The organism is Nocardia tenerifensis NBRC 101015, from assembly GCF_000308715.1.
Classification (GTDB): domain Bacteria; phylum Actinomycetota; class Actinomycetes; order Mycobacteriales; family Mycobacteriaceae; genus Nocardia; species Nocardia tenerifensis.
In genome coordinates this window covers 1-20,950 of sequence record NZ_BAGH01000387.1, presented here as the reverse complement: position 1 = coordinate 20,950, position 20,950 = coordinate 1, and the positions used below count along the sequence as shown (strand labels likewise).

The 20,950-nt window shown below is 69.4% G+C and carries 20 protein-coding genes; 12 read left to right on the top strand and 8 right to left on the bottom strand.

Annotated elements, in window-relative coordinates:
- The coding region (locus tag ON39_RS50875) for a TetR/AcrR family transcriptional regulator (protein WP_255219314.1) at nt 1–883 on the bottom strand (883 nt) is incomplete at its 3' end.
- Between the two features lie 74 nt (nt 884–957).
- On the opposite strand from ON39_RS50875, the gene ON39_RS30760 reads away from it, so the two are divergent.
- Nucleotides 958–2,184, top strand: coding sequence for an MFS transporter (locus ON39_RS30760; RefSeq protein ID WP_040739527.1), 1,227 nt, complete (start codon nt 958–960; stop codon nt 2,182–2,184).
- Nucleotides 2,185–2,283: 99 nt separating this feature from the next.
- Here the strand turns inward: ON39_RS30760 and ramB are convergent, their stop codons facing one another.
- Nucleotides 2,284–3,690 (bottom strand): acetate metabolism transcriptional regulator RamB, encoded by a 1,407-nt coding sequence (gene ramB, locus ON39_RS30755; RefSeq protein ID WP_040739526.1) that lies wholly within the window; start codon nt 3,688–3,690, stop codon nt 2,284–2,286.
- Nucleotides 3,691–3,784: 94 nt separating this feature from the next.
- Between ramB and ON39_RS30750 the strand changes: the two genes are divergently transcribed.
- The gene (locus tag ON39_RS30750; protein ID WP_040739525.1) at nt 3,785–5,296 is read left to right on the top strand and encodes an ATP-dependent DNA ligase; all 1,512 of its coding nucleotides are present in this window, start codon (nt 3,785–3,787) and stop codon (nt 5,294–5,296) included.
- Between the two features lie 160 nt (nt 5,297–5,456).
- Here ON39_RS30750 and ON39_RS30745 read toward each other — a convergent pair whose 3' ends face one another.
- Nucleotides 5,457–6,596: an alpha/beta hydrolase family protein gene (locus ON39_RS30745; RefSeq protein WP_083894796.1), complete on the bottom strand. Its 1,140-nt coding sequence runs from the start codon at nt 6,594–6,596 to the stop codon at nt 5,457–5,459.
- 269 nt (nt 6,597–6,865) lie between these two features.
- On the opposite strand from ON39_RS30745, the gene ON39_RS30740 reads away from it, so the two are divergent.
- The 5 genes from ON39_RS30740 to ON39_RS50865 all read left to right on the top strand — a co-directional run bounded on the left by ON39_RS30740 (nt 6,866) and on the right by ON39_RS50865 (nt 10,439).
- Nucleotides 6,866–8,101, top strand: coding sequence for a lipase family protein (locus ON39_RS30740; protein ID WP_083894795.1), 1,236 nt, complete (start codon nt 6,866–6,868; stop codon nt 8,099–8,101).
- 114 nt (nt 8,102–8,215) lie between these two features.
- The gene (locus ON39_RS30735; RefSeq protein ID WP_040739522.1) at nt 8,216–9,484 is read left to right on the top strand and encodes an inorganic phosphate transporter; all 1,269 of its coding nucleotides are present in this window, start codon (nt 8,216–8,218) and stop codon (nt 9,482–9,484) included.
- A 12-nt stretch (nt 9,485–9,496) separates the two neighbouring features.
- Complete coding sequence (locus ON39_RS30730) at nt 9,497–9,781, top strand: hypothetical protein (RefSeq protein ID WP_040739521.1); 285 nt, start codon at nt 9,497–9,499, stop codon at nt 9,779–9,781.
- A gap of 10 nt (nt 9,782–9,791) precedes the next feature.
- A complete protein-coding gene (locus ON39_RS50870) occupies nt 9,792–10,127 on the top strand; it encodes a DUF3349 domain-containing protein (RefSeq protein WP_040739520.1) in 336 nt (111 codons plus the stop codon).
- Nucleotides 10,128–10,142: 15 nt separating this feature from the next.
- The gene (locus ON39_RS50865) at nt 10,143–10,439 is read left to right on the top strand and encodes a DUF3349 domain-containing protein (RefSeq protein WP_040739519.1); all 297 of its coding nucleotides are present in this window, start codon (nt 10,143–10,145) and stop codon (nt 10,437–10,439) included.
- A 452-nt stretch (nt 10,440–10,891) separates the two neighbouring features.
- On the opposite strand, the gene ON39_RS30715 is transcribed toward ON39_RS50865, so the two are convergent.
- From ON39_RS30715 to ON39_RS30695, 5 genes are all read right to left on the bottom strand, one after another.
- On the bottom strand, nt 10,892–11,719 hold the full coding sequence (locus ON39_RS30715; RefSeq protein ID WP_040739516.1) for a class II fructose-bisphosphate aldolase: 828 nt from the start codon (nt 11,717–11,719) through the stop codon (nt 10,892–10,894).
- 58 nt (nt 11,720–11,777) lie between these two features.
- Nucleotides 11,778–12,731: a hexose kinase gene (locus ON39_RS30710; protein ID WP_040739515.1), complete on the bottom strand. Its 954-nt coding sequence runs from the start codon at nt 12,729–12,731 to the stop codon at nt 11,778–11,780.
- A complete protein-coding gene (locus ON39_RS30705) occupies nt 12,728–13,909 on the bottom strand; it encodes an N-acetylglucosamine-6-phosphate deacetylase (RefSeq protein ID WP_246002874.1) in 1,182 nt (393 codons plus the stop codon). The genes ON39_RS30710 and ON39_RS30705 overlap by 4 nt, the downstream gene beginning before the upstream one ends.
- A gap of 10 nt (nt 13,910–13,919) precedes the next feature.
- The gene (locus ON39_RS30700) at nt 13,920–15,008 is read right to left on the bottom strand and encodes an ROK family protein (protein WP_051187352.1); all 1,089 of its coding nucleotides are present in this window, start codon (nt 15,006–15,008) and stop codon (nt 13,920–13,922) included.
- A 68-nt stretch (nt 15,009–15,076) separates the two neighbouring features.
- Complete coding sequence (locus ON39_RS30695) at nt 15,077–16,009, bottom strand: SIS domain-containing protein (protein ID WP_255219313.1); 933 nt, start codon at nt 16,007–16,009, stop codon at nt 15,077–15,079.
- A 157-nt stretch (nt 16,010–16,166) separates the two neighbouring features.
- Here ON39_RS30695 and ON39_RS30690 point away from each other — a divergent pair, with 157 nt between their 5' ends.
- The 5 genes from ON39_RS30690 to ON39_RS30670 form a co-directional block, all read left to right on the top strand.
- On the top strand, nt 16,167–17,417 hold the full coding sequence (locus tag ON39_RS30690; protein WP_040739514.1) for an extracellular solute-binding protein: 1,251 nt from the start codon (nt 16,167–16,169) through the stop codon (nt 17,415–17,417).
- 1 nt (nt 17,418) lies between these two features.
- Nucleotides 17,419–18,300: a carbohydrate ABC transporter permease gene (locus ON39_RS30685; protein ID WP_040739513.1), complete on the top strand. Its 882-nt coding sequence runs from the start codon at nt 17,419–17,421 to the stop codon at nt 18,298–18,300.
- 138 nt (nt 18,301–18,438) lie between these two features.
- Entirely contained in the window at nt 18,439–19,344 is a 906-nt protein-coding gene (locus ON39_RS30680) for a carbohydrate ABC transporter permease (RefSeq protein WP_174412583.1), read from the top strand.
- A 374-nt stretch (nt 19,345–19,718) separates the two neighbouring features.
- Nucleotides 19,719–20,372, top strand: a complete 654-nt coding sequence (locus ON39_RS30675; RefSeq protein ID WP_040739512.1) for a TetR/AcrR family transcriptional regulator — start codon at nt 19,719–19,721, stop codon at nt 20,370–20,372.
- 112 nt (nt 20,373–20,484) lie between these two features.
- On the top strand, nt 20,485–20,950 hold a 466-nt coding region (locus ON39_RS30670), incomplete at its 3' end, for a DeoR/GlpR family DNA-binding transcription regulator (RefSeq protein WP_040739511.1).

Here is a 20,950-nt window from a genome sequence, read left to right as displayed (position 1 = left end):
GCAGGGCGGCGGCCAGTTCCGCGCGGGCCGCGTCGGCGGCGGCTTGCGCCTCGCGTAGGCGTTGGGCGGCGCGGTCGACTCGGGCCTGCTGACCCGTCTGGATAGTCGGCTGGTCCGTCGAGTTGGTCGAGTGATCCGCCGGGACGGTCAGTTGGTCCGCAGACGTGGTCGGCTGATCCGCGAGAGTGGTCGGCTGGTCCGCGAGAGTGGCCTGCTGATTCGCAGGGACGGCCGGCTCATCCGCCGGGATGGTCAAGCCATTGACCGCATCGGAGTCGTCCGCTGCGGACCGGTCCGGCGCGGGCGGGAAGTTGCGCATGGCCGCCTTGGCGAACTCCTGCATGAACTCCCGGGTCGCGGCCTTGTCCTCGGCGGCGTCGCCCAGCAGCAGCCGGGTGGTCTGCGGCACCGCCAGACTCCAGTTCGACATGCCGCACAGCGCGAGCAGCAGCCGCCCGGCGTAGCGGGCGTCGACGCCGAATTGCTCTATCGCCCTGTCGAATTTCTGCTCGTAGTGCTGCGCGCGCCAGCCGTCGATGTCGTGCGCGTCGACGCCGCGGTGCAACCCCTCCCACAGCAGCAGCCGCAGCAACTGCGGGTTGTTGTTGTGGTAGTCGAACAGCTTGCCGACATAGCGGCCGGGGTCGGTCTCGGTCAACGGCTGGACCACGTCCATGAACTCGCGCATGGTGTCGATCAGGATGACGTCGAACAGCTTGTCCTTGCTGCCGAACAGGCCGTAGATGCGCTCCTTGTTCACCCCTGCCGCCTCGGCGATGCGGTCGACACGCGCGCCCGCCAGGCCGTATTCGGCGAATTCGTCACGCGCGGCACGCAGCAGCGCCTGCCTGGTCGCGTCACTGCGCTTCACGGTTGCCGTCATGACACGAACTTTACCATCTCATTAAACCAACTATTTGGTTGACAATGCTGCCGCGGCGGTCCTACTGTCGTCCCATGGCAACGCCGACACTTCCGCTCACGACCGGTACTCCGGCCGCCGCACCCGCCTCCCCGCGCGCGCACACCGCGCGCACCCTGCCCGTCTTCGTGCTCTCCGCCCTGCTGGCGACCGGCCAGATGTACGTACCGATACCCCTGTTCACGGCCATGAAGGCGGACTGGAACGTCGGCTCCGGCGTGATGACCTGGATCATCAGCGCGTTCGCCTTCGGCTACGCGGGCGGCTTCGTGCTGTTCGGCCCGCTGTCGGATCGCTACGGCCACCGCAAGGTGCTGATGACCGGCATGCTGGTCGCCTCGGTGGTCACCCTGTTGACCGGTCTGGCGTTCAGCGCGCCGGTGGCCGTCGGGCTGCGCGTCGTCCAGGGCCTCGTCGTCGGGTCGATACCGCCCGCGATCATGGCCTACGTCGCCACCCGGATCGCCCCCGCCCACCGCGCGGTCGTGACCATGTCCATCGCCACCTCGTTCCTGGCCGCCACGGTGATCGCGCAGATCGTCTCGCAGGCGGTGGTCGCCTCGTTCCCGTGGCGGACCGTGTTCCTCGCCTCGGCAGTCGTTTTCGCGGTGCTGGCGTTCGCGCTGCGCCGGGTGATGCTCGACGACGCGCCGACCGGTCGTGACCTGCCGCTGCGCCACAGCTACGCGGCGATCCCCGCCGTGTTCCGGCTGCTTCCGCTGGTCCCCATGCTGGTGGCGGGCGCGATGAGCATGGCGGTGATGGTCGGCATCTACACCGGTCTCGAACTGACCGGCGTGGTCACGGGCGCAGGCGAACTGCTCACCCTGCGGGCGGGCGCGCTGCCGGTGATGCTGGTGCTGCCGCTGCTCGCCGTGCCGCTGGCCCGTTTGTCGAAGCACAACCAGATCGCGCTCGGCGTGGTGATCGCGGCATCGGCGATGATCGTGGCCACCTTCGAGGGCAGCCACGTCGCCGTGCTCACCATCCTGCTCGCGGTGATGGTCGGCGGGCTCGGCGTGATCGCTCCGGCCGTCTTGCAGAGCGCGGGCGAACTGGGCGGCGAATCCCGGGCCGCGGCCATGTCGGTCGCCATGTTCAGCTTCTACGTGGGCGCCACCGTCGGCCCGCTGGTCGCCGCGGCCGCCGCACCGCACGGCTTCTCGGCCCTGGCCTGGACCCTGGCCGCACTGCTGGTGGGCGCGCTGGCCATGACGGTCCTCGGCCTGGCATTGCAGCGGCGCGAGCGGGCCACCGCCTGAGTCGCTCCGAAACAGCAAGGCCGGCATCGCGATCCAGCGATGCCGGCCTTTTTGCGTACCTCCGACCGAAATAACCTGCCCAGCAGGCGAATTCGACTGTTACTTCAGCACGTAGGGCGACACCGAGCTGCGATGCTCGCTGATGTCGAGAACCTTGCCCAGGGGTGGGAACGCGCGCTGCGGACAGTTCAACCGCTCGCAAACGCGGCACCCCGCGCCGATGGGGGTGGCCTTGACCTCGTCGAGATCGATTCCGTCGGCGTAGATCACGCGGCTCGCGTGGCGTAACTCGCAACCGAGGCCGATGGCGAAGGTCTTGCTCGGCTGGCCGTAGCGGGTGGCGCGGCGCTCCACCGTGCGGGCGACCCACAGATACTTGCGGCCGTCGGGCATCTGGGCGATCTGCGTCATGATCTTGCCGGGGTAGGCGAAGGTCTCGTAGACGTTCCACAGCGGGCAGGTGCCGCCGCTGGCGGAGAAGTGAAAGCCGGTGGCGGACTGGCGTTTCGACATATTGCCCGCCCGATCCACCCGGACGAAGGAGAACGGCACGCCGCGCAGCTTCGGGCGTTGCAGCGTGGAGAGCCGGTGGCAGATGGTCTCGTAGCTCTGCGTGAAGAACGCCGAGAGGCGCTCGATGTCGTAGCGGAAGTCCTCGGCCACCTCGTGAAAGTGCGTGTAGGGCAGCACGGTCGCCGCCGCGAAGTAGTTCGCCAGCCCGAGCATGGCCAGTTTGCGCGCGTCCTCGGAGGCGAAATTGCCCTCCTCGACCAGCTTTTCGAGCAGATCGCCGCACTCGAAGTAGGCGAGCTCGGCCGCGAGCTTGAACGTGCGCTGGCCGCCGGACAGGTGCGGCGCGATCTCGAGCCGCTGGGTCTGTTCGTCGTAGCGGTGCAGCACACCCTCGCCGAGGTCGATGCGCTCGACGATCTGCACGTCGTGCGCGCGCAGTATCCGCGCGACCTCGCTGTTCACGTCGCCGCCGTGGAACCGGATGCGGGCGGTGAGTTCCTCTGCGGCGGTGTCCAATTCGTGGATGTAGTTCTGCCGCTGATAGAAGAAGTCGCGCACCTCCTCGTGCGGCTTGCTGATCGCCGCGCTGCCCGAGCCGTCGGCGAACCGGTCCTCGGTGGCCGCGGCCAGCTGGGCGGAGGTGTTGCGGTAGCGGTTGTGCATGTTGACCAGCGCGCGCGCCATGCTCGGGTGCGCGGAGACCATGTCCGCGATCTCCTGGGTGTCGGCCTCGATGCCGAGTTCCTGGTCCATCACGACCTCCTGGAGTTCGGCGATGAGCCGGGTGTCGTCCTGGGAGGAGAAGAAGGTCGCGTCGACGCCGAAGACCTCGCTGATGCGCAGCAGCACCGGAACGGTGAGCGGGCGCACGTCGTGTTCGATCTGGTTCAGGTAGCTCGCCGAGATCTCCAGCTTCTGCGCGAGCGAGACCTGGCTCAGCCCCCGTTCGGTGCGCAGCTGTCGAAGCCGCGCCCCGACGTAAGTCTTGGCCATGTGTCCAAGTTTATGGCTGTTTTCGCAACCATGCCAATAAGTGGTTAGCAGTGGGCGAGGTTTAGGTGTCGGAGGTGGGGGTTACCGTCGACGGGTGTTGTTCTCGCATGTCGTCCAGGCTTCGGAGACGGTCCGCTCGACCAGGTCGCGCAAGACGAAGATCGCGACCTTCGCCGAGCTGCTGAGCGCCGCCGGTCCGGCGGAACTTGCGCCGGTGGTCGCCTGGGCCTCCGGTGAGCTCCGGCAGGGCCGGATCGGCACGGGCTGGCGCACCCTCACCACGGTGGACACTACCCCGGCTCTCGTTGCGACGCTGACGGTTTCGGCGGTCGACGCCGCGCTCACCGACCTGGCCGAGACCTCCGGCGCCGGATCGGCGGCGCGGCGCAAGGCCTTGCTCGGCGCGCTGTGGACCGCCGCGACCGCGGACGAACAGGCCTTTCTGGTTCGCCTGCTCACCGGCGAACTGCGCCAGGGGGCACTCACCGCGATCGTGGCCGAGGCCGTCGCCGCGGCCGCCGACGTGCCGGTCGAGCTGGTGCGCCGGGCGTACATGCTGTCCGGGCGGCTGCCGGTCACCGCGGTCGCGGCGCTGACCGGGGGCGTCGCGGCGCTCGCGGAGTTCCGGCTCGAGGTGGGCCGGCCGATCCAGCCCATGCTCGCCTCGCCCGGCGCGACCCTGGACGGGGCGATGACCGAGTTCGACGGCGACGTGAGCGTCGAGATCAAGATGGACGGCGCGCGGATCCAGGTGCACCGCGACGGCTCGCGGGTGTGGGTGTTCACCAGGACGCTGCGCGATATCACCGCCAGCGTGCCGGAGCTGGTCGAGCTGGTCGCCGGGCTCGACTGCACGAGCGTCGTGCTCGACGGCGAGACCCTGGCGCTCACCGACGCGGGCCGGCCGCGCCCGTTCCAGGAGACGATGAGCCGCTTCGCCGAGGTCACCTCCACCCGGGAACTGCTGCTGCACCCGTATTTCTTCGACTGCCTGCATCTGGACGGTGCGGACCTGTTGGACGCGCCGCTGTCCGAGCGCCGCGCCGCGTTGACGAAAGTGGCCGCCGCGCACAGTATTCCCGCGCTGATCCGCCCCGACGAGGAGGCCGCCGCCGAGTACTTCGACGGCGCGCTGGCGGCGGGCCACGAGGGGGTGATGATCAAGTCGCTGTCCGCGCCGTACGCGGCGGGCAGGCGCGGGCGGGCCTGGCAGAAGATCAAGCCCACGCACACCCTCGACCTGCTGGTGCTCGGCGCGGAGTGGGGCTACGGCCGCCGCACCGGCTACCTGTCGAACCTGCACCTCGGCGCCCGCGACCCGGAGACCGGCGAGCCGGTCATGGTCGGCAAGACCTTCAAGGGCCTCACCGACGCGCTGCTGCAATGGCAGACCGACGAGTTCCCCCGCCACGAACGCGATCGTGACCAGCACACCGTCTACCTGTGGCCCGAGCTCGTCGTCGAGATCGCCCTGGACGGCGTGCAGGTCAGCCCGCGCTACCCCGGCGGCGTGGCGCTGCGCTTCGCCCGCGTGGTCCGCTACCGCCCCGACAAAGACCCCACCGACGCCGACACCATCGACACGGTCCGCGCCCTCCTGCCGTAACCCGGCCACCGCGCACGGGCACGACTCGTCCGCGTCGACTCGCGACGACGTCGAACCGACCTGCCGTCGATCTCGGTGACCCAGCGGTGTCCGGTCGTCGGTTTCGCACGCGGCGTTTCGCGCGGTGGTTTCCGCGTTGTAGGTCCGGGGACAGCGTTGTTCATCGGAGGTGAGCTTCGAGGAAGGAGAGGGCGTCCGGCAGGGAAGCCAGGAAGGCGGCACTGTGGTTCTTACCGGCGTACTCCTCGAGAGTGACGCGGACGCCGGGGTTGCGGGACTGCAGGGTGGCAGCATAGGCGGGCGTTCCGGTTGGCGAGACAGCGTTGTCGGCGCTGCCGTAGCCGATCATGGCGTCGACGCGGATCGGGCCGTCGTGGAAGCCGGTGAGAGAGTGGATATCGGCTTCGAACGTCGGGGTGGGGTTGTCAGGATCGGTGACCAGCTCGGCGGGTCGGCGGCCGGCGCCGGCAGTGATCAGCTCGTGCAGGCAGAGGGTAGCCGCATCCCTGACGTATCGGGCGCCGAACTCGGAGAGGTAGGGGGAGACACTGCCCGGGCGGAGATCTTCGAGGGAGTTGAGGTAGTAAGCCGCGTAGGCAATATGGCGTCCGGGGCCCGTCGAGTCGAGGCGGAACATTTTGCGCAGGGTCTTGGCGGGGTCGGTGCGCAAGCCGGTGGCGATCACCCCGCTGAGGCCCGCTGTGTGGCCATCCGGGCCGGCAGCGAGGATCGCGGCGTTCAGGGCGGAACGCGCGCCTCCGGATTGCCCGATGACAACCCATTCGCGGGCAAGCTGGACAGGCGCCGACCGAACAGCGGCGACCGCGTCCAGAACAGAGCGGGCATGGACGTGACTATTGCCGTAGCTGTACGGGCCAGGCGTGCCGAGACCTTGGTAATCGGGAGCCAGTACGGCGTAGCCGTTGTCGAGAACGGAGTTGAAGTACGTGCTGTTCCGCTTGGTTTGACGGTGGCGTGAAGGAGCGCAGTCGTCGCCGATACCGGTGGCGCCGTGGGCCCAGACCACCAACGGCCACCCACCCTCGGGCGGTGAACCGGGCGGCACATACAACGCGGCGGAAGCGAGCGCGGGTGAGTTCCGTTGATCGACGGTGGAATAGGTGAACCCGATGGCGGTGGCGGCCGAGGTGAACGACCATGCGGGGTCGAGTGCTTCGATGCCGAGTAAGCGACCGTCGGGGATATCCGCCGCGGCAGGGGCGGCAGTGAATGCGAGTGCCGTGCACACAGGTATCGCGGCCATGCGGGCCAACGAGGCAATTGCGCGACACAGCGGCATGTTTGGTGGCTCCTGGTGTCGGGTCTCCGACCGACCGGTGATGGTCGAGCCGATGACAGCGTGCGACGTGACGTGGAAGTCGGATAGCGTCCGAGAGATCGGCTCGGACGTGGACGTCCTCCTCCGCGCCTGTCGAAGGTCGATGGGTTATTCGATTCTGTGGGCGTCCCGGATGGTTCTGCCAGTGCAAATACCGGCTCCTCACCGGCGCGGGAGCGGGCCAGAATGCTGTGGGTTCGGCTTCGAGATCGGGGATGACGGTGGGTGCTGTGGTGTGGTCTCTACGCGGTATGGCGCTGGCCGTCGTGGTCGCGCTCGGCGCGGTGCTCGCACCGTCGGCGCCCGCGGACCCGCTCGACGAACTGCTCTCTCCGCCCCGCGAGATCGCCGACGCCATGCCGACGCCGCTCGGTGATCCGTTCTACGTGCCGCCGATCGGCTTCGAAAACCGTGTTCCGGGAACGGTTCTCGCCGCCCGCCCCGGCGGCACCGGCGTGACGGGAGTCCCGCTGATCTCGACCGAGCTGCTGATCCGCTCGACCGACGCCAAGGACCAGCCCGCCCCGGTGGTCGCCACCCTGCTGATGCCCGCGACGCCGTGGACCGGCGACGGACCCCGCCCGCTGGTGACCCTGAATCCGGCGATCGACTCGCTCGGGCACCGGTGCGCGCCGTCCTATGAGCTGCGCATGGTGTCGAGCAAGCTGTGGATGGCGCAGATCCCGCTGTCCAAGGGCTTCGCCGTGCTCGTGCCGGATCATCAGGGCCCGCGCCAGGCGTACGCGGCGGGGCTGATGGCCGGGCACGCCGTGCTCGACTCGATCCGGGCCGCCGTCCGCACGCCGGAACTCGGTCTGGCTCCCGAGTCGCCCACCGCGATCACCGGGTACTCCGGCGGCGCCATCGCCTCGGCCTGGGCCGCGCAGCTGGCGCCGCGCTACGCTCCGGAGCTGAACCTCGTCGGCGTCGCGTTCGGCGGCGTGCCCGCCGATTTCGACATGCTGATCCACACCATGAACGGCCGGGACGCCGCGTCGGGCATCTTCCTCGCCGCGACCCTGGGCCTGGCGCGGGAGTACCCGGAGATGCTGGCCCTGATGAACGACAACGGCTGGCGCCTCGTGCGGGTGGGCCGGGACTTCTGCATGGCCGCCGAGGAGTTCGTCGGGCTGGTCGCGCCGATTCCGGTGCAGGCGCTCACCGATGTGCCCGCGCCGACCGAGCTGCCGCTCATTCGGGAGATCGTGGCGCAGAACCGGCTCGGCGCCCTGCCGCCGACCATCCCGGTGCTGATGTATCACGGGCTGAACGAATGGTGGGTGCCGCTCGCCGGGGCCGAGAATCTCTATCGGGACTGGTGCGGCGGCGGTACGCAGGTGGATTTCCGGGTATATCCCGGTGAACATTTCATCGTCAGCACCAGCGGAATTCCGGGCGCGTACGCCTGGATCGAGGATCGATTCGCCGGTCGGCCGACGGCCGGGGGCTGCACCCGATTCGGCTGATAGCCGCCGGAATACGGGCCGATAGGGGACAGAAGCCAACTCTAAAGCATGGGCGACGCGCGATTAACCGCAACCACCTGGCAATCATATTGACCCGTGCCGCACACTGGACATGTGACCGTCGAATTACTGGTTCTCCTGATCGTCATCGTCACGGCACTCGCATTCGATTTCACCAATGGCTTCCACGACACCGCCAACGCGATGGCGACCTCCATCGCGACCGGCGCGCTGCGGCCCCGCGTCGCGGTCGCGTTGTCGGCGTTGCTGAATCTGATCGGCGCGTTCCTCTCGGTCGCCGTCGCCGCCACCGTGGCCAAGGGCATCGTTCGACTCGACGCCGTGCAGGGCCATGACCTGCTCATCATCGTCTTCGCCGGCCTGGTCGGCGGCATCCTCTGGAACCTGCTCACCTGGCTGTTCGGCCTGCCGTCGAGCTCCTCGCACGCGCTGTTCGGCGGCCTGATCGGCGCCACCCTCGCCGCGCTCGGCTTCAGCGGCGTGATCTGGGCGGCCGGCTCGGATGGCGTGCTCACCAAGATCATCCTGCCCGCCGTGCTCGCGCCGATCGTCGCGGCGCTGGTCTCGGCGCTCGGCACCTGGCTGGTCTACCGGATCACCGGCAAGTCCGACCAGGCCAAGGTGGAGACGGGCTTTCGCTGGGGCCAGATCGGCTCGGCCTCGCTGGTCTCGCTGGCGCACGGCACCAACGACGCGCAGAAGACGATGGGCGTGATCTTCCTCGCGCTGGTCGCGCACGGCTCGCTCACCAAGAACGACGACATGCCGCTCTGGGTGATGGCCGCCTGCGCGGTCGCCATCGCGGCGGGCACCTATCTCGGCGGCTGGCGGATCATCCGGACGCTCGGCAAGGGCCTCGTCGAGATCGAGTCGCCGCAGGGCCTGGCGGCCGAATCCGCGTCGGCCGCGATCATTCTCACCTCCGCCCACTTCGGGCTGCCGCTGTCGACCACGCAGACCGCGACCGGATCTATCCTGGGGACCGGACTCGGCAAGGGTGCCGAGGTGCGCTGGGGCGTGATGGGCCGGATGGTGGTCGCCTGGCTGTTCACGCTGCCGCTGGCCGGCGTGGCCGGCGCCGCGTGCTGGGCGATCGCGCACTTCATCGGCGGGCTGGCCGGCGTGCTGGTGGTGTTCGTCATCCTGCTGGCGCTGTCGGCCTTGATCTACCTGCGGTCGCGGCGCGATCCGGTCGATACCAGCAATGTCAACGAGTGGCCCGCGGACGCGCCCGTAGTGGCGGCCGATGGTGTGCGGGCCGACGAACCGGCCCGCACCGACCGGCCGACCGGCCGGGGCGAGACCGCTCGACCCGGCGGGAAGACACAGCCCGGCAAGCCGACGCGTTCGGCTCAGGTCTAGGAGGAGTAGGACGTGCATACGCTCATCACGAACCTGAACTCCCTGTGGAAGGTGACCCTGGCCGGGTTGCTGCTCGGGGCGGGCCTGCCGATGGTGTTCGCGGTCGGCGTCCGGTTCTGGTCGGCGGCGGAGCCGGTGACGGCGGACGGGCGGGTGGCGCGACGCGACTACCTCGCGCTCTCGGTCGCGATACTGTGCTTCGGGCTGATCATCGCGGCGATCATCACCGGGATCCTGTATACGGCAAAGGCTTTCATCGCCGCGAGGTTCGGCGTCCACCTGTTCGGACAGTCCTGAAGGGCGCAATGTGACCGATCAAGCGAAATCCGCAGAGCTCAGGCCGAAGGTGCTCGGCCGGATCATCGGCTGGCTGCGCGCGGGCTACCCCCAGGGGGTCCCGCACTCGGATTATGTGGCGTTGTTCGCGGTGCTGCACCGGCACCTCACCGACTTCGAGGTGGTCTCGATCGCCGAGGAGCTCGCCGCGGAGAAACCGGACAGCGCGATCACCCGTGCGGAGATCGAGGAGGCGATCGCGCGATTCGCGAAGGAGCAGCCCGCCGACACCGACGTCGCCCGGGTGGCCTCCCACCTCGCGGCGGGCGGGTGGCCGCTGGCCGCCCCGCCGACCGACGTCGACTAGCGCCGGCGTGCACCGATGCCACCCTTTCTGAACGCCATCATCGACTGGCTGCGGGCCGGATATCCGGAGGGTGTCCCGGAGTCCGACTACATCCCGCTGCTCGCGCTGCTGCGCCGGCGCCTCTCCGACGACGAGGTGCGCCAGATCGCCGCCGAACTGGCGGGCTCGGGCGACCTGCCCGCCGACAAGACCGACATCCAGGTGATGATCACCAAGGTCACCAACGAGATGCCGTCGGAGGCGGACGTTCTCCGTGTCCAGACGCGGCTGGAGGCGCACGCCTGGCCGCAGGACGGCTCCGCGGACCAGTGAACCGGTATCACCCGAAGTCGTTGGTGGAGTTCACGTTACGTCTGTAGGCCGTGAGTTCGCGATCCGCTCCGATCCCTCGGCGGCCGCGACACGATCGGACCGGTCGCCGAAAACCTCCGCGCGAAACTCCCAGCGGACTCCCAGCGGAGTTCGGGGCGAGCACTCAGCCGAGCGGCGCAGACTGTGCTGAGTCGGAATCCCGGCTCCGCGACAACTCCACCCGGTGGGCACTGCCCGGCCCACCACCCCGCGGCCGGCGGCGGCGGTCTCCCTCGCCCCCGCCGCCGGCCGCATTCTTCAACGACTCTCAGGTCGGACAGGGGTAAGCGCTCAGGTGCGACGGGCAGGGTGGATCTTGTCGAACTTCGGTGGACCGGCTGCCCCGGTCCACCCCTCCCCGCGGTCGGCGGCGTTACTCCTGTCGCCGCCGACCGCATACTTTTTTCGTGGACTCAGCCGGCGAGCAGGCGCAGGAAGCGCTCGACCTCGGCCTGCACCGCCGCCCGCGCGGGAGTCAGGTACTTGCGGGGATCGGACAGGCCGGGCGCGTCCGCGAGCGTGCCGCGGATGGCCTCGGTCATCAGGACATTGAGCCGGGTGGCGATGTTGACCTTCGCGATGCCGTGCTCGACCGCGGCGCGCAGGCCCTCGTCGGGTACGCCGGAGGAGCCGTGCAGCACAAGGGGGACAGGCACTTTCGCGGCGAGGTGCGCGATGAGCTCGTCGTCGAGCGCGGCGGTGCGGGTGTGCATGGCGTGCGAGGAGCCGACGGCGACGGCCAGGGCGTCCACCCCGGTGGCGGCGACGAACTCGACGGCCTCGTCCGGGTCGGTGCGCACCCCGGGGGCGTGGGCGCCGTCCTTGCCGCCCACCTCGCCGAGCTCGGCCTCGACGTGCACGTCGCGTGCGTGGCACCAGCGGGTGATGTCGGCGGTGGCGGCCACATTGGCGGCGTAGTCGAGGGTCGAGCCGTCGTACATGATCGACCGGACACCGAGATCGACTGCGGCGCGGATTAATTCGGGGTCGGTCGCGTGGTCGAGGTGCACGGCGATCCGGGCGGCGCTGTCGGCCGCGATGCGCAGGCAGGCCAGCGCGAGCGGGGCCAGGCCACCGTGGTAGCTGGCGGTGTTCTCCGAAAGCTGCAGGACGGCAGGTCTTTTCGCCGACTCGGCGGCCGCGGCGATGGCCTCGGCGTGCTCCAGGGTGATCACGTTGAAGGCGCCGAGCCCGCCGGGGCGCGCGGCGGCGATCAACTCGGAGACGGGCGTCAGCGGCATCGGTAACTCCTACAGGCTCGACACCCGTTCGACGCGGGCGCGCGGCGCGGCGCTCGACTCACGGCGCGGTTTCTTGGCGGGTGGGCAGGTCCAGCTGGGTGACCCGGACGGTCGGCGCTATGCGGGTGCGCAGGCAGCGGTCGATCTCGCCGGCGACGGGGATGACCACGGCCGCGGCGGAGGTGGCGACGGCGTCGGTGAGGATGGCGGGCCAGTCGGGCACCTGGTCGGCGGTGAGCGCGGCGATCACCGCGGCGGTCGCGGAATCGCCCGCGCCGGTGGGGTTTCCGGCCAGCGGCTCGGGCAGGGTGGCGAACCAGGCGCCCTCGGCGGTGACGGCGACCATGCCGTCGGCGCCGCGGGTGGCGACGACCGCGCGCACGCCCGACTCGATGAGCGGGTACGCCGCGGTGACCACCTCGTCGGCGGTCGCCGGCTCGACGCCGGTGAGGCGGTGCAGTTCGTCGCCGTTGGGCATGAGGATGATGCCGGGGATCTGGGCGGCCAGGCGCAGCGCCTCGCCGTCGACGTCGCAGATGGTCGGCACGTCGGCGGCGATGGCGGTGCGCGCGATCTCGGCGGGCAGCGACGCCGCGATGCCGCCGGGCAGCGAGCCGGAGATGACGAGGCCGTCGATGTCGGGCAGCATGCCCGCGACCCGGACCGCGAGCTGCTCGGCGGCGTGCGGATTGGACACGCGCGCGCCGGGCTCCCACAGCGCGGTCGCCGTGCCGTCCGCGGACTCGCTGATCACCACGGTGCGCCGGACCCAGGGCAGCGCGTGCACGAAGTCGACCGGCATCTCCAGCTCGGCGGCCGCCGCGAACGCGTGATCGGCGAAACCGGTTGCCCTGGCGTACTTTCCGAGCTGGTTCAGCACCCGGGTGACATTGATGCCCTTGCCGCCGATGCGCTGCTCGACCGAGCGCACCCGATGGGCCTGGCCGCGCGCGAAGTGCTCGACGCGGTAGGTCATGTCGTAGGCGGGATTCATCGTCACGGTGAGGATCACGACAACCACTCTCCTCGCCTGAGCACCCGGCGCAACCGCAGGCTCTCGTCGACGATCAGTAGGTCGGCGAAGTATCCCGCGCGCAGGTCGCCGACCTCGGGTAGCCGCAGGGCCGCCGCTGGGGTGGCCGTCGCCGCGCGCACCGCGTCGGCCAGCGGCACGCCGGACTCGCGCACCGCGCGTGCCACACAGTCGAGCAGGGTGCTGACGCCGCCGGCGATCGAGCCGTTGGCGATCCGGGCGACCCCGTGCCGGACGGTCACCGACTGCGGACCCAGCCGGTACTCGCCGTCCGACAGCCCCGCCGCCTGCATGGCGTCGGTGATCAGCGCGACCCGCCCCGGCGCGGTCGCGAAGACCAGCGCGGCGAAGCCGGGGTCGACGTGCACCCCGTCCCCGATCAGCTCGACCGTCGCGTGCCCGGCCGCCGCGGCGACCAGGCCGGCGGCCACCGGACCCGGCTCGCGATGGTGCAGCGGCGGCAAGCCGTTCGCCAGGTGGGTGACCACGGTGCCAACGCCGGTGGGCCGCAAAGCTTTCCGGAACGAGGCATAGTCGGCGTTGCTGTGCCCCAGCGCGACGACCACGCCGTTGTCGGTAAGTCGTTGCGCGACAGCGTCGTAGCCGGCCCGCTCGGGCGCGAGCGTCATCATCCGCAGCTGCCCGTCGGCGGCGGTGAGCAGCCGATCGGTCAGTTCGAGATCGGGATCGCGCAGATAACGCGGATCCTGGGCCCCGCACCGCGCCTCCGACAGAAACGGGCCCTCGGCGTGCACGCCGCCGAGCAGCTCCTCCGTCGCCAGCTCCCGCAGCACCGCGGTCTGCTCGACCATGTCCGCGGCCGCCGCGGTGACGATGCTCGCGACGACCGTCGTCGAGCCGCTCGCGTGATGGAACCGCGCGGCCGCGCGCGCCTGCGCCGCGTCGACGGTGTCGAACCGATGCCCGAATCCGCCGTGATTGTGGATGTCGACCAGGCCGGGCAGCAGCGTGCCCGCGAAGCGGGGCTCCGGCGAGTCTGGATGTGCCGCACGCCATTCCGGGAACGACAGCACGGTGGCGATCCGCTCGCCGTCGATCGAGACCACGCCGTCGTCCAGCGACGCGTTCGCCGAGACGACCCGTCCGCGGACGACCGATTCGGCGCCGGTCAGCACGCCGGCCCCGCCGGAGACCACCGGGCGTCGCTCATGCGAGCGCTCCCTGCCTGGCGAAGAGCGCGGCGCCGGCGAGCCCGGCCCGCGCGCCGTACTCGCCCAGCACGACGCGCGGGGCCGGAACGAGCCGGAGTCGATCGGCAATGGCCTGATGCAGCGGCTCGGTCAGCGCGGCGCCCGCGCCGGCCAGTCCGCCGCCGAGGATGATGAGCTCGGGGCAGGCCGCGTGCACGAGGCCGATGAGGCCGTCGGCGAGGGCGTCGACGGCGTCGACCAGGACGGCCTTGGCGTCCGTGTCGGTCTCCACCAGCGCGAAAACCTCTGCCGCACCACCGATCTCGCGTCCGGTGCGGCGAGTGTAGGCGCGGGCTATGGACGCGCCCGAGGCCACGGTCTCGACGCAGCCGGTATTGCCGCACGGGCACGGCAGGCCGTCCGCGCGGACCGGAATGTGGCCGTACTCGCCGACCTGACCGTAGGTACTGCGCAGCAGGCGGCCGCCGACGGAGAGCGTGCCGGAGATGCCGGTGCCGAGAATGACCACGCAGACGTTGTCGTAACCGCGCCCGGCGCCGAAGCGCCACTCGGCCCAACCCGCCACGGCCACATCGTGTTCGATCAGCACCGGGATACCCCAGCGGTCGACGAACCGATCGCCGACCTCGACGTCGCGCCAGCCGACATTGCTGCTGAACACCGCGATCGATCGGACGGTGTCCACGATGCCCGGCAGCACGACGGCCGCCCGCCCGACCCGGCCGCGCTGCTCGGCGGTGAGCTCGGCGAGCAACCGATCGCCGAGGGCGCCCATGGCCTCGAACGCCGCCTCGCCCTGCGGGGTCGCGACGGCGCCGACGGCGAACACGGCGCCTGCGGCGTCGGTGATCTCACCCTTGATGGTGGTGCCGCCGACGTCGAGCCCGAGCACGAGCGCGTCCTCGGCCAACGCGTCCGGCTGCGGTACCGCAGCCGGACGCATCGGTGTGCCGCCGCGGCGAGCCGCCGCGGTCGAGCCGGCAGTCTCGGCCGCGGGCCGGGCGACACCGGTCGGGGACGTCTGGTCGGCGGACGGCGCCGCCTCGTCGTGCCGCGTCTCGGCCGGGTCCCGCGCAACTCTCATGGTTCGCACAGTAGTTTCCGGCGCGTCGAGCGGCGAGATCCCCGGCGAGGCCGCCGCTGGGTTGGGTTTCACCGGGCCGGTCCGCTCACTGATCGAGGACGACCGAGCGATTGAGGCCACGCGGGTGGTCGGGGTCGAGGCCGAGATCGGCCGCGCGCAGCACGCAGAGCTGGTGGACGCGGACCAGATCGGCCATCGGGTCGATGTCCCGGTGCTCGAAGTTGCGCGCCGGTACCGGCGATGTCGGCGGCGAAGTTCGGCACGAGCGGGCCGAAGGCCCAGACCGCGCGGCCGGGCGCCGAGATGGCGATCGGGCCGTGGCGGTACTCGGTGGCCAGGTAGGACTCGGTCCAGGACTGGCAGGATTCGCGCAGTTTCAGGCCGGACTCCTCGGCGATCGCGGCGCCGAGGCCCATGCCGACGAAGCTGATCTCCTCGGCGTGGCGCACGTCGGCGAGCGAGACCGCCGGATCCTCGGCCAGCACCGCGCGGGCCTGCTCGATCACCGGGGCGAGATCCTCGCCGAGATGCCAGCGCAGGATCGCCAGGGCGGTGGTGGCGAAGCGGGTCTGCACCACCGACTGCTCGTCGACCTCGTCGATCAGGATCGGGTCGCCCAGCTCGAGCACCGGGGTGCCGGGGCTCGAGCAGATGACGGTGCGCGGAATGTGCGAGGGGATCTCGCGCATGGCGTTGACCACCTCGGTGGTCGTGCCGGAGCGGCAGATCACCAGGTAGCGGTCGTACTCGCGGCCGGAGCGGACCTCGCTGGCGGGCCAGGCGTCGGTCAGGCCGTGGCCGGCGCCCTCGCGCAGCGCCGCGATCGCCTTGGACATGAAAAGGGAAGTGCCGCAACCGATCACGGCGACTCGCTCACCCTTGCGGGGGAGGATGTCGCGGTGCTCGGCGGCGATCGTTTCGGCGCGCGCCCAGTCGTCAGGCTGGGTGGCGACCTCGTTGGCCAGGTGGGTGGCGGGCGTGGGTTCGACGGAGATCGGCACAACAACAGAATCCGCCCGGTGATCGTTCATGTCAAATTTACGAGCGAATCGGTCACATATGAGCAAGCTTGGGTCTATGTTGATAGTCGGTCGATCAGTTCGATCCATCATCGGCTGTCCAGTGGCGCCCGGTGTGCGAATTTGAAAGGTTCTACTCGTGAAAAGACCACTCCACGGCGTGCTTGCGGGTGTCGCGATGGTCACCGGCCTCGCGCTGGCGATCTCGTCCTGTGGGTTCGGCTCCAATGACAACGCCGACTCCGACACCACGATCAGCTTCCTAGCCCCGGCCTACAGTGACGGGGCCAACGGTACGAAGGCGCTGTGGGACGGGATCATCGCGGACTTCCAGAAGAAGAACCCCGATATCAAGGTGAACCTGCAGATGGAGTCCTGGAACTCGATCAACGACGTGGTGCGCACCAAGCTCCAGTCGAAGTCGACCACGCCGGACATCCTCAACATCGACGCCTACGCCAGCTTCGCCAGCGACGGAATGCTCTACCCGGCCACCGAAATCGTCTCCCCCCAGGTGATCTCGGACATCCAGCCCGGTTTCGCGAAGAACGCCTCGCTGAACGGCACGCAGTACGCGCTGCCGCTGTTCGCCTCGACGCGCACCCTGTTCTACAACACCGACCTGTTCTCGAAGGCGGGCGTCGCCGCGCCGCCGAAGACCTGGGCCGAGCTCACCGACACGGCCAAGAAGATCCAGGCGCTCGGCGGCGGCGTCTCCGGCTACGGCCTGCCGCTCGGCAGCGAGGAGGCGCAGGGCGAGACCTCCATCTGGACCTTCGGCGCCGGCGGCCAGTGGGCCGAGGGTGACAAGATCACCGTCGACACCCCGGCGAACCTGGAGGGCGTGCGCGCGATGCGCGAACTCGCCGATGCCGGTGTCACGCAGCCGAATCCGGGCGCGACCGACCGCAAGGACGTCATCAACGCGTTCATCCAGGGCAAGATCGGCATGATCGAGGGCCTGCCCCCGACCATCGGCCAGATCGCCGCGAAGAACCCGGCCCTGAAGTACTCGACCGCGCCGACGCCGACCAAGTCCGGCACCCCGGTGACCCTCGGCGTCGCCGATCATCTGATGGCGTTCAAGAAGGACGGCAAGAAGACCGAGTCGATCAAGAAGTTCCTCGACTTCTTCTACACCGCCGACGTCTACTCGAACTTCGTGTCCAAGGAGGGCTTCATCCCGATCACCAACTCCGCCGCCACCAAGCTGGCCGCGGACCCGGTGACCAAGGCCTTCGGCTCGACCCTCGCGGTGGCGCAGTTCTACCCGAGCAACAACCCGAAGTGGGCGGCGGCGCAGGGCGCCATCCGGCAGCAGATGGGCACCATCGCACAGGGCACCGACCCGGCCCAGGTGTTGCAGCGCATACAGGAAGCCGCGAAATAGCGTGCGACGGAAAGGAACTCTGGCGGCGATACCGTGGATCGGGCCCGCGCTGGTCTTGATCGCGGCTATCGTCGCCTTTCCCGCCTGCTACATGGTGTGGACGAGTACCCGGGATCTGAGCGCCTACGGTCAAGACCGCGGCGGGGCGGGTCTCGAGAACTTCCGCACCCTGTTCGGGATCTCCGAGCTCGGCTCGGTGCTGGCGCACACGGTGGTCTGGGTCGTCGCCGTCGTGCTGATCACCCTGGTGATCTCGGCCGGGCTCGCCCAGTTCCTCAACAAGGACTTTCCGGGCCGCACCGCGGTGCGCATGGCCATCCTGGTGCCGTGGGCGGCCTCGGTCGTGATGACGACGACGATCTTCTACTACATGCTCGATCCCGACGTCGGCATCGCCAACCGGTTCCTGGTCGACCTCGGCCTGCTCGACCGGGGCTACGGCTTCACCAAGCAGCCGACGCCCGCGTTCCTGGTCGCGATCGGCGTCGCGGTCTTCGTCTCGATCCCGTTCACCACCTACACGATTCTCGCCGGGCTGCAGTCGATTCCGGCCGAGATCCACGAGGCGGGGCGCGTCGACGGCGCGAGCGCGTGGCAGCGTTACCGCTTCCTCACGCTGCCGCAGCTGCGTCCGGCCATCGCGGTGGCGACGATCATCAACATCATCAACGCGTTCAACTCGCTGCCGATCCTGCAGGTGATCACCGGCAGCATCGCGGGGTTCCAGGCCGACACCACGACGACGTTGATGTTCAAGCTGATTCGGCAGAACCAGCAGATCGATACGGCCGCGGCAATGAGCGTGCTGAACTTCGTGCTGATCATCGTCATCATCGCGATTTACGTGAAGGTGGTCCGGCCTACCCAGGAGGTCGACGGGTGATACGAGCGAAGCATCATCCGTCGACCGACCGGGTGCGGGTGTCCCGCATGTTGCAGGAGGTCGACGGGTGATACAAGCGAAGCATCATCCGTCGGCCGACCGGGTGCGGGTGTCCCGCACGGCGCAGGAGGTGGACGGATGACCGCTGAAGTGGCACATATCGAAAAAGTCACGGGCGCAACGGAAGTGGCCGAGTCGGCGCAGCATCGCGGCACGCGCGCCAAGCGGCGTCGCTGGGAACTGACGGCGGTCGGCGTGGTGCTCGCCGCCCTGTTCCTGCTGCCGTTCATCGTGATGGTGCTGGGCTCGCTGAAGAACCGCGCCGAAATCCTGCGCATCCCACCGACTTACGTCCCCGAGACGTGGCATCCGGACAACTACGCCACCATGTGGGACACGCCGGAGACGCCGCTGCCGTACAACCTGGCCAGCACGGTCATCATCTCGGTGTTCGCCACGGTGCTCGTCCTGCTGGTCGCCGTCCCGGCCGCGTATTACACGGCGCGGCACAGGTTTCCGGGGCGCGCGGTGTTCCTCGGCCTGGTGCTCGTCACCCAGATGTTGCAGCCGACCGTGTTGGTGACCGGCCTGATCCGGGAGTTCTTCGCGATCGGCATCAACGACACCTGGCTGGCGATGATCCTGGTGAACGCGGCGTTCAACCTGTCGTTCGCGGTGTGGATCCTGCACAGCTTCTTCGCCTCCATCCCGGTGGAGATCGAGGAGGCCGCGATGCTGGACGGGCTCAGCCGCTGGCAGATCCTGGTCCGGGTGAGCCTGCCGCTGGTCTGGCCGGGCATCGTCACCGCGACGATCTTCGTCGTGGTCTCCTGCTGGAACGAGTTCGCCGCGAGTCTGGTGGTACTCACCTCGCCCAAGAACCAGCCGTTGTCGGTGGCGCTGACGAAGTTCGTCGGCCAGTACGACACCTCCTGGCAGTACGTGTTCGCGATCTCCACGGTCGGCATCATCCCGGTCGTGATCCTGTTCGCGCTCATCGAGAAGCGTCTGGTCGCGGGCCTCACCGCGGGCAGCGTCAAGTAGTCCGGCCCGGCGGGTGGTGCGTCGCACTGCCCGCCGCCGGCCCCCTGCGTAACTCCCTCGATTCCATGGATTCACGAGAATGCGCCGGAATTCCACGGCGGTATCGCCGACCGAATATTGGGACATGCGACGAGTGACGGGTCCGGATCTCCGGGTAATTCGTCATGGCACCCGAGTAAGTGCCGTGCTATGCGCCGCCTGCCTTTTCGGATTCCCTTACTCCGGGCTCTCGATTGTCCCTGTCCGAATTTCGCCATCCCATCACGCAGGCGCTCGCCGGATACGCCGTCCGGCAGCGCATTCAGTCGTCGACCGCGCGCTGGAGCCCATGTCCCGGGCCGGGGACGCGACCGGTCGGCAGGTAGCATCGAACGGTGGCACGGCGGGACGAAGAATCGAAGGACGGTCGCAATTACGGCGGGCTGTCGCGGGAACAACGGGTGGCGCAGCGGCAGACTCGATTGATCGACGCCGCCCTCGAATTATTCGGCACCCAGGGTTATGCGGCCACTTCCATCGAGCGTCTCTGCGCGGTCGCCAATGTTTCCACGCGCAGTTTCTACGAGGATATGGGCAGCCGGGAGGCTTTGCTCATCGCGCTCGTCAACCGGATCACCTCGCACGCCGTCGAGCGGGCCATGGCGGCGCTGGCGAGAACCGAGAACGAGCCGCTGTCCACCAGGGTGGTCGAGGGCTTCCGCGCCTATCTCGCGGTGACGTGTGCGGATCATCGGTCGGCCCGGGTCTGCTATGTCGAGGTGGTCGGGGTGAGCGAGGCGGTGGAGCGGTGGCGCCGGGAGCAGCGGCGCCTGCTGTCGGCCTTGTTGATCAGCGAAGCCGAGCGCGGCGTGGAGCGCGGCGAGGCCGGGCCGAGGCGTTTCGATCTGTTCGGGCTCGCGGTGATCGGCGCGGTGAACTCGCTCGCCCAGGAGATGGTGCAGAGCACGCTGCCGGACTCGGTCGTCGGCGTGGACGAGATATGCGAGGAGATAGCGTATTTCGTGAACTCCGGGCTCGCCCTCACGTGACCGCCCGGCATCGTCGCACCGCAATCGCTACGCCTCGGCGGCATTGCTGTGATCAGATTGTCCGCGTGCCCAGAGAAACTGCAGGTCGGCCGAGGCCGTGGGGTGGTGTGCGATGACCGGACCGACCGACCGCCCGCAGCGGTGGAACCGGCTGCTCGAGCTGCTCGCCGAGTCCGGGCGGCTCTCGGTGGAGGAGGCCGCCGAGCGCCTCGGCGTGTCCTCGGCGACGGTGCGCCGCGACTTCACCGCGCTCGCCGAGCAGCAGCTGGCGACCAGAACGCACGGCGGCGTCGTCGCGACCTCGGTCGCCTACGACCTGCCTGCCCGCTACCGGCAGACCGGCGGGGAGGCCAAGCAGCGGATCGCGGAACACGCTGCGTCACTGGTGGATCCGCGCGCGGTCATCGCGATGAACGGCGGCACCACGACCACCGCGGTGGCGCGGGCGCTGGCCGGGCGCGACGACCTCGGCATGACCGGCGACGAGCAGCTCACCCTCGTCACCAACGCGCTCAATATCGCCGGGGAGATGGTGCTGCGCCCGCACATGCGCACCGTGGTCCTCGGCGGCGTCGCCC

What these genes read in the sequence shown, in the direction of transcription:
- ON39_RS30700 (WP_051187352.1), bottom strand. Translation starts at nt 15,008, where the DNA reads ATGAGAGTTGCGCGGGACCCGGCCGAGACGCGGCACGACGAGGCGGCG.
- ON39_RS30715 (WP_040739516.1), bottom strand. Translation starts at nt 11,719, where the DNA reads ATGCCGCTGACGCCCGTCTCCGAGTTGATCGCCGCCGCGCGCCCCGGC.
- ON39_RS30760 (WP_040739527.1), top strand. Translation starts at nt 958, where the DNA reads ATGGCAACGCCGACACTTCCGCTCACGACCGGTACTCCGGCCGCCGCA.
- ramB (WP_040739526.1), bottom strand. Translation starts at nt 3,690, where the DNA reads ATGGCCAAGACTTACGTCGGGGCGCGGCTTCGACAGCTGCGCACCGAA.
- ON39_RS50865 (WP_040739519.1), top strand. Translation starts at nt 10,143, where the DNA reads ATGCCACCCTTTCTGAACGCCATCATCGACTGGCTGCGGGCCGGATAT.
- ON39_RS30680 (WP_174412583.1), top strand. Translation starts at nt 18,439, where the DNA reads ATGACCGCTGAAGTGGCACATATCGAAAAAGTCACGGGCGCAACGGAA.
- ON39_RS30745 (WP_083894796.1), bottom strand. Translation starts at nt 6,596, where the DNA reads ATGCCGCTGTGTCGCGCAATTGCCTCGTTGGCCCGCATGGCCGCGATA.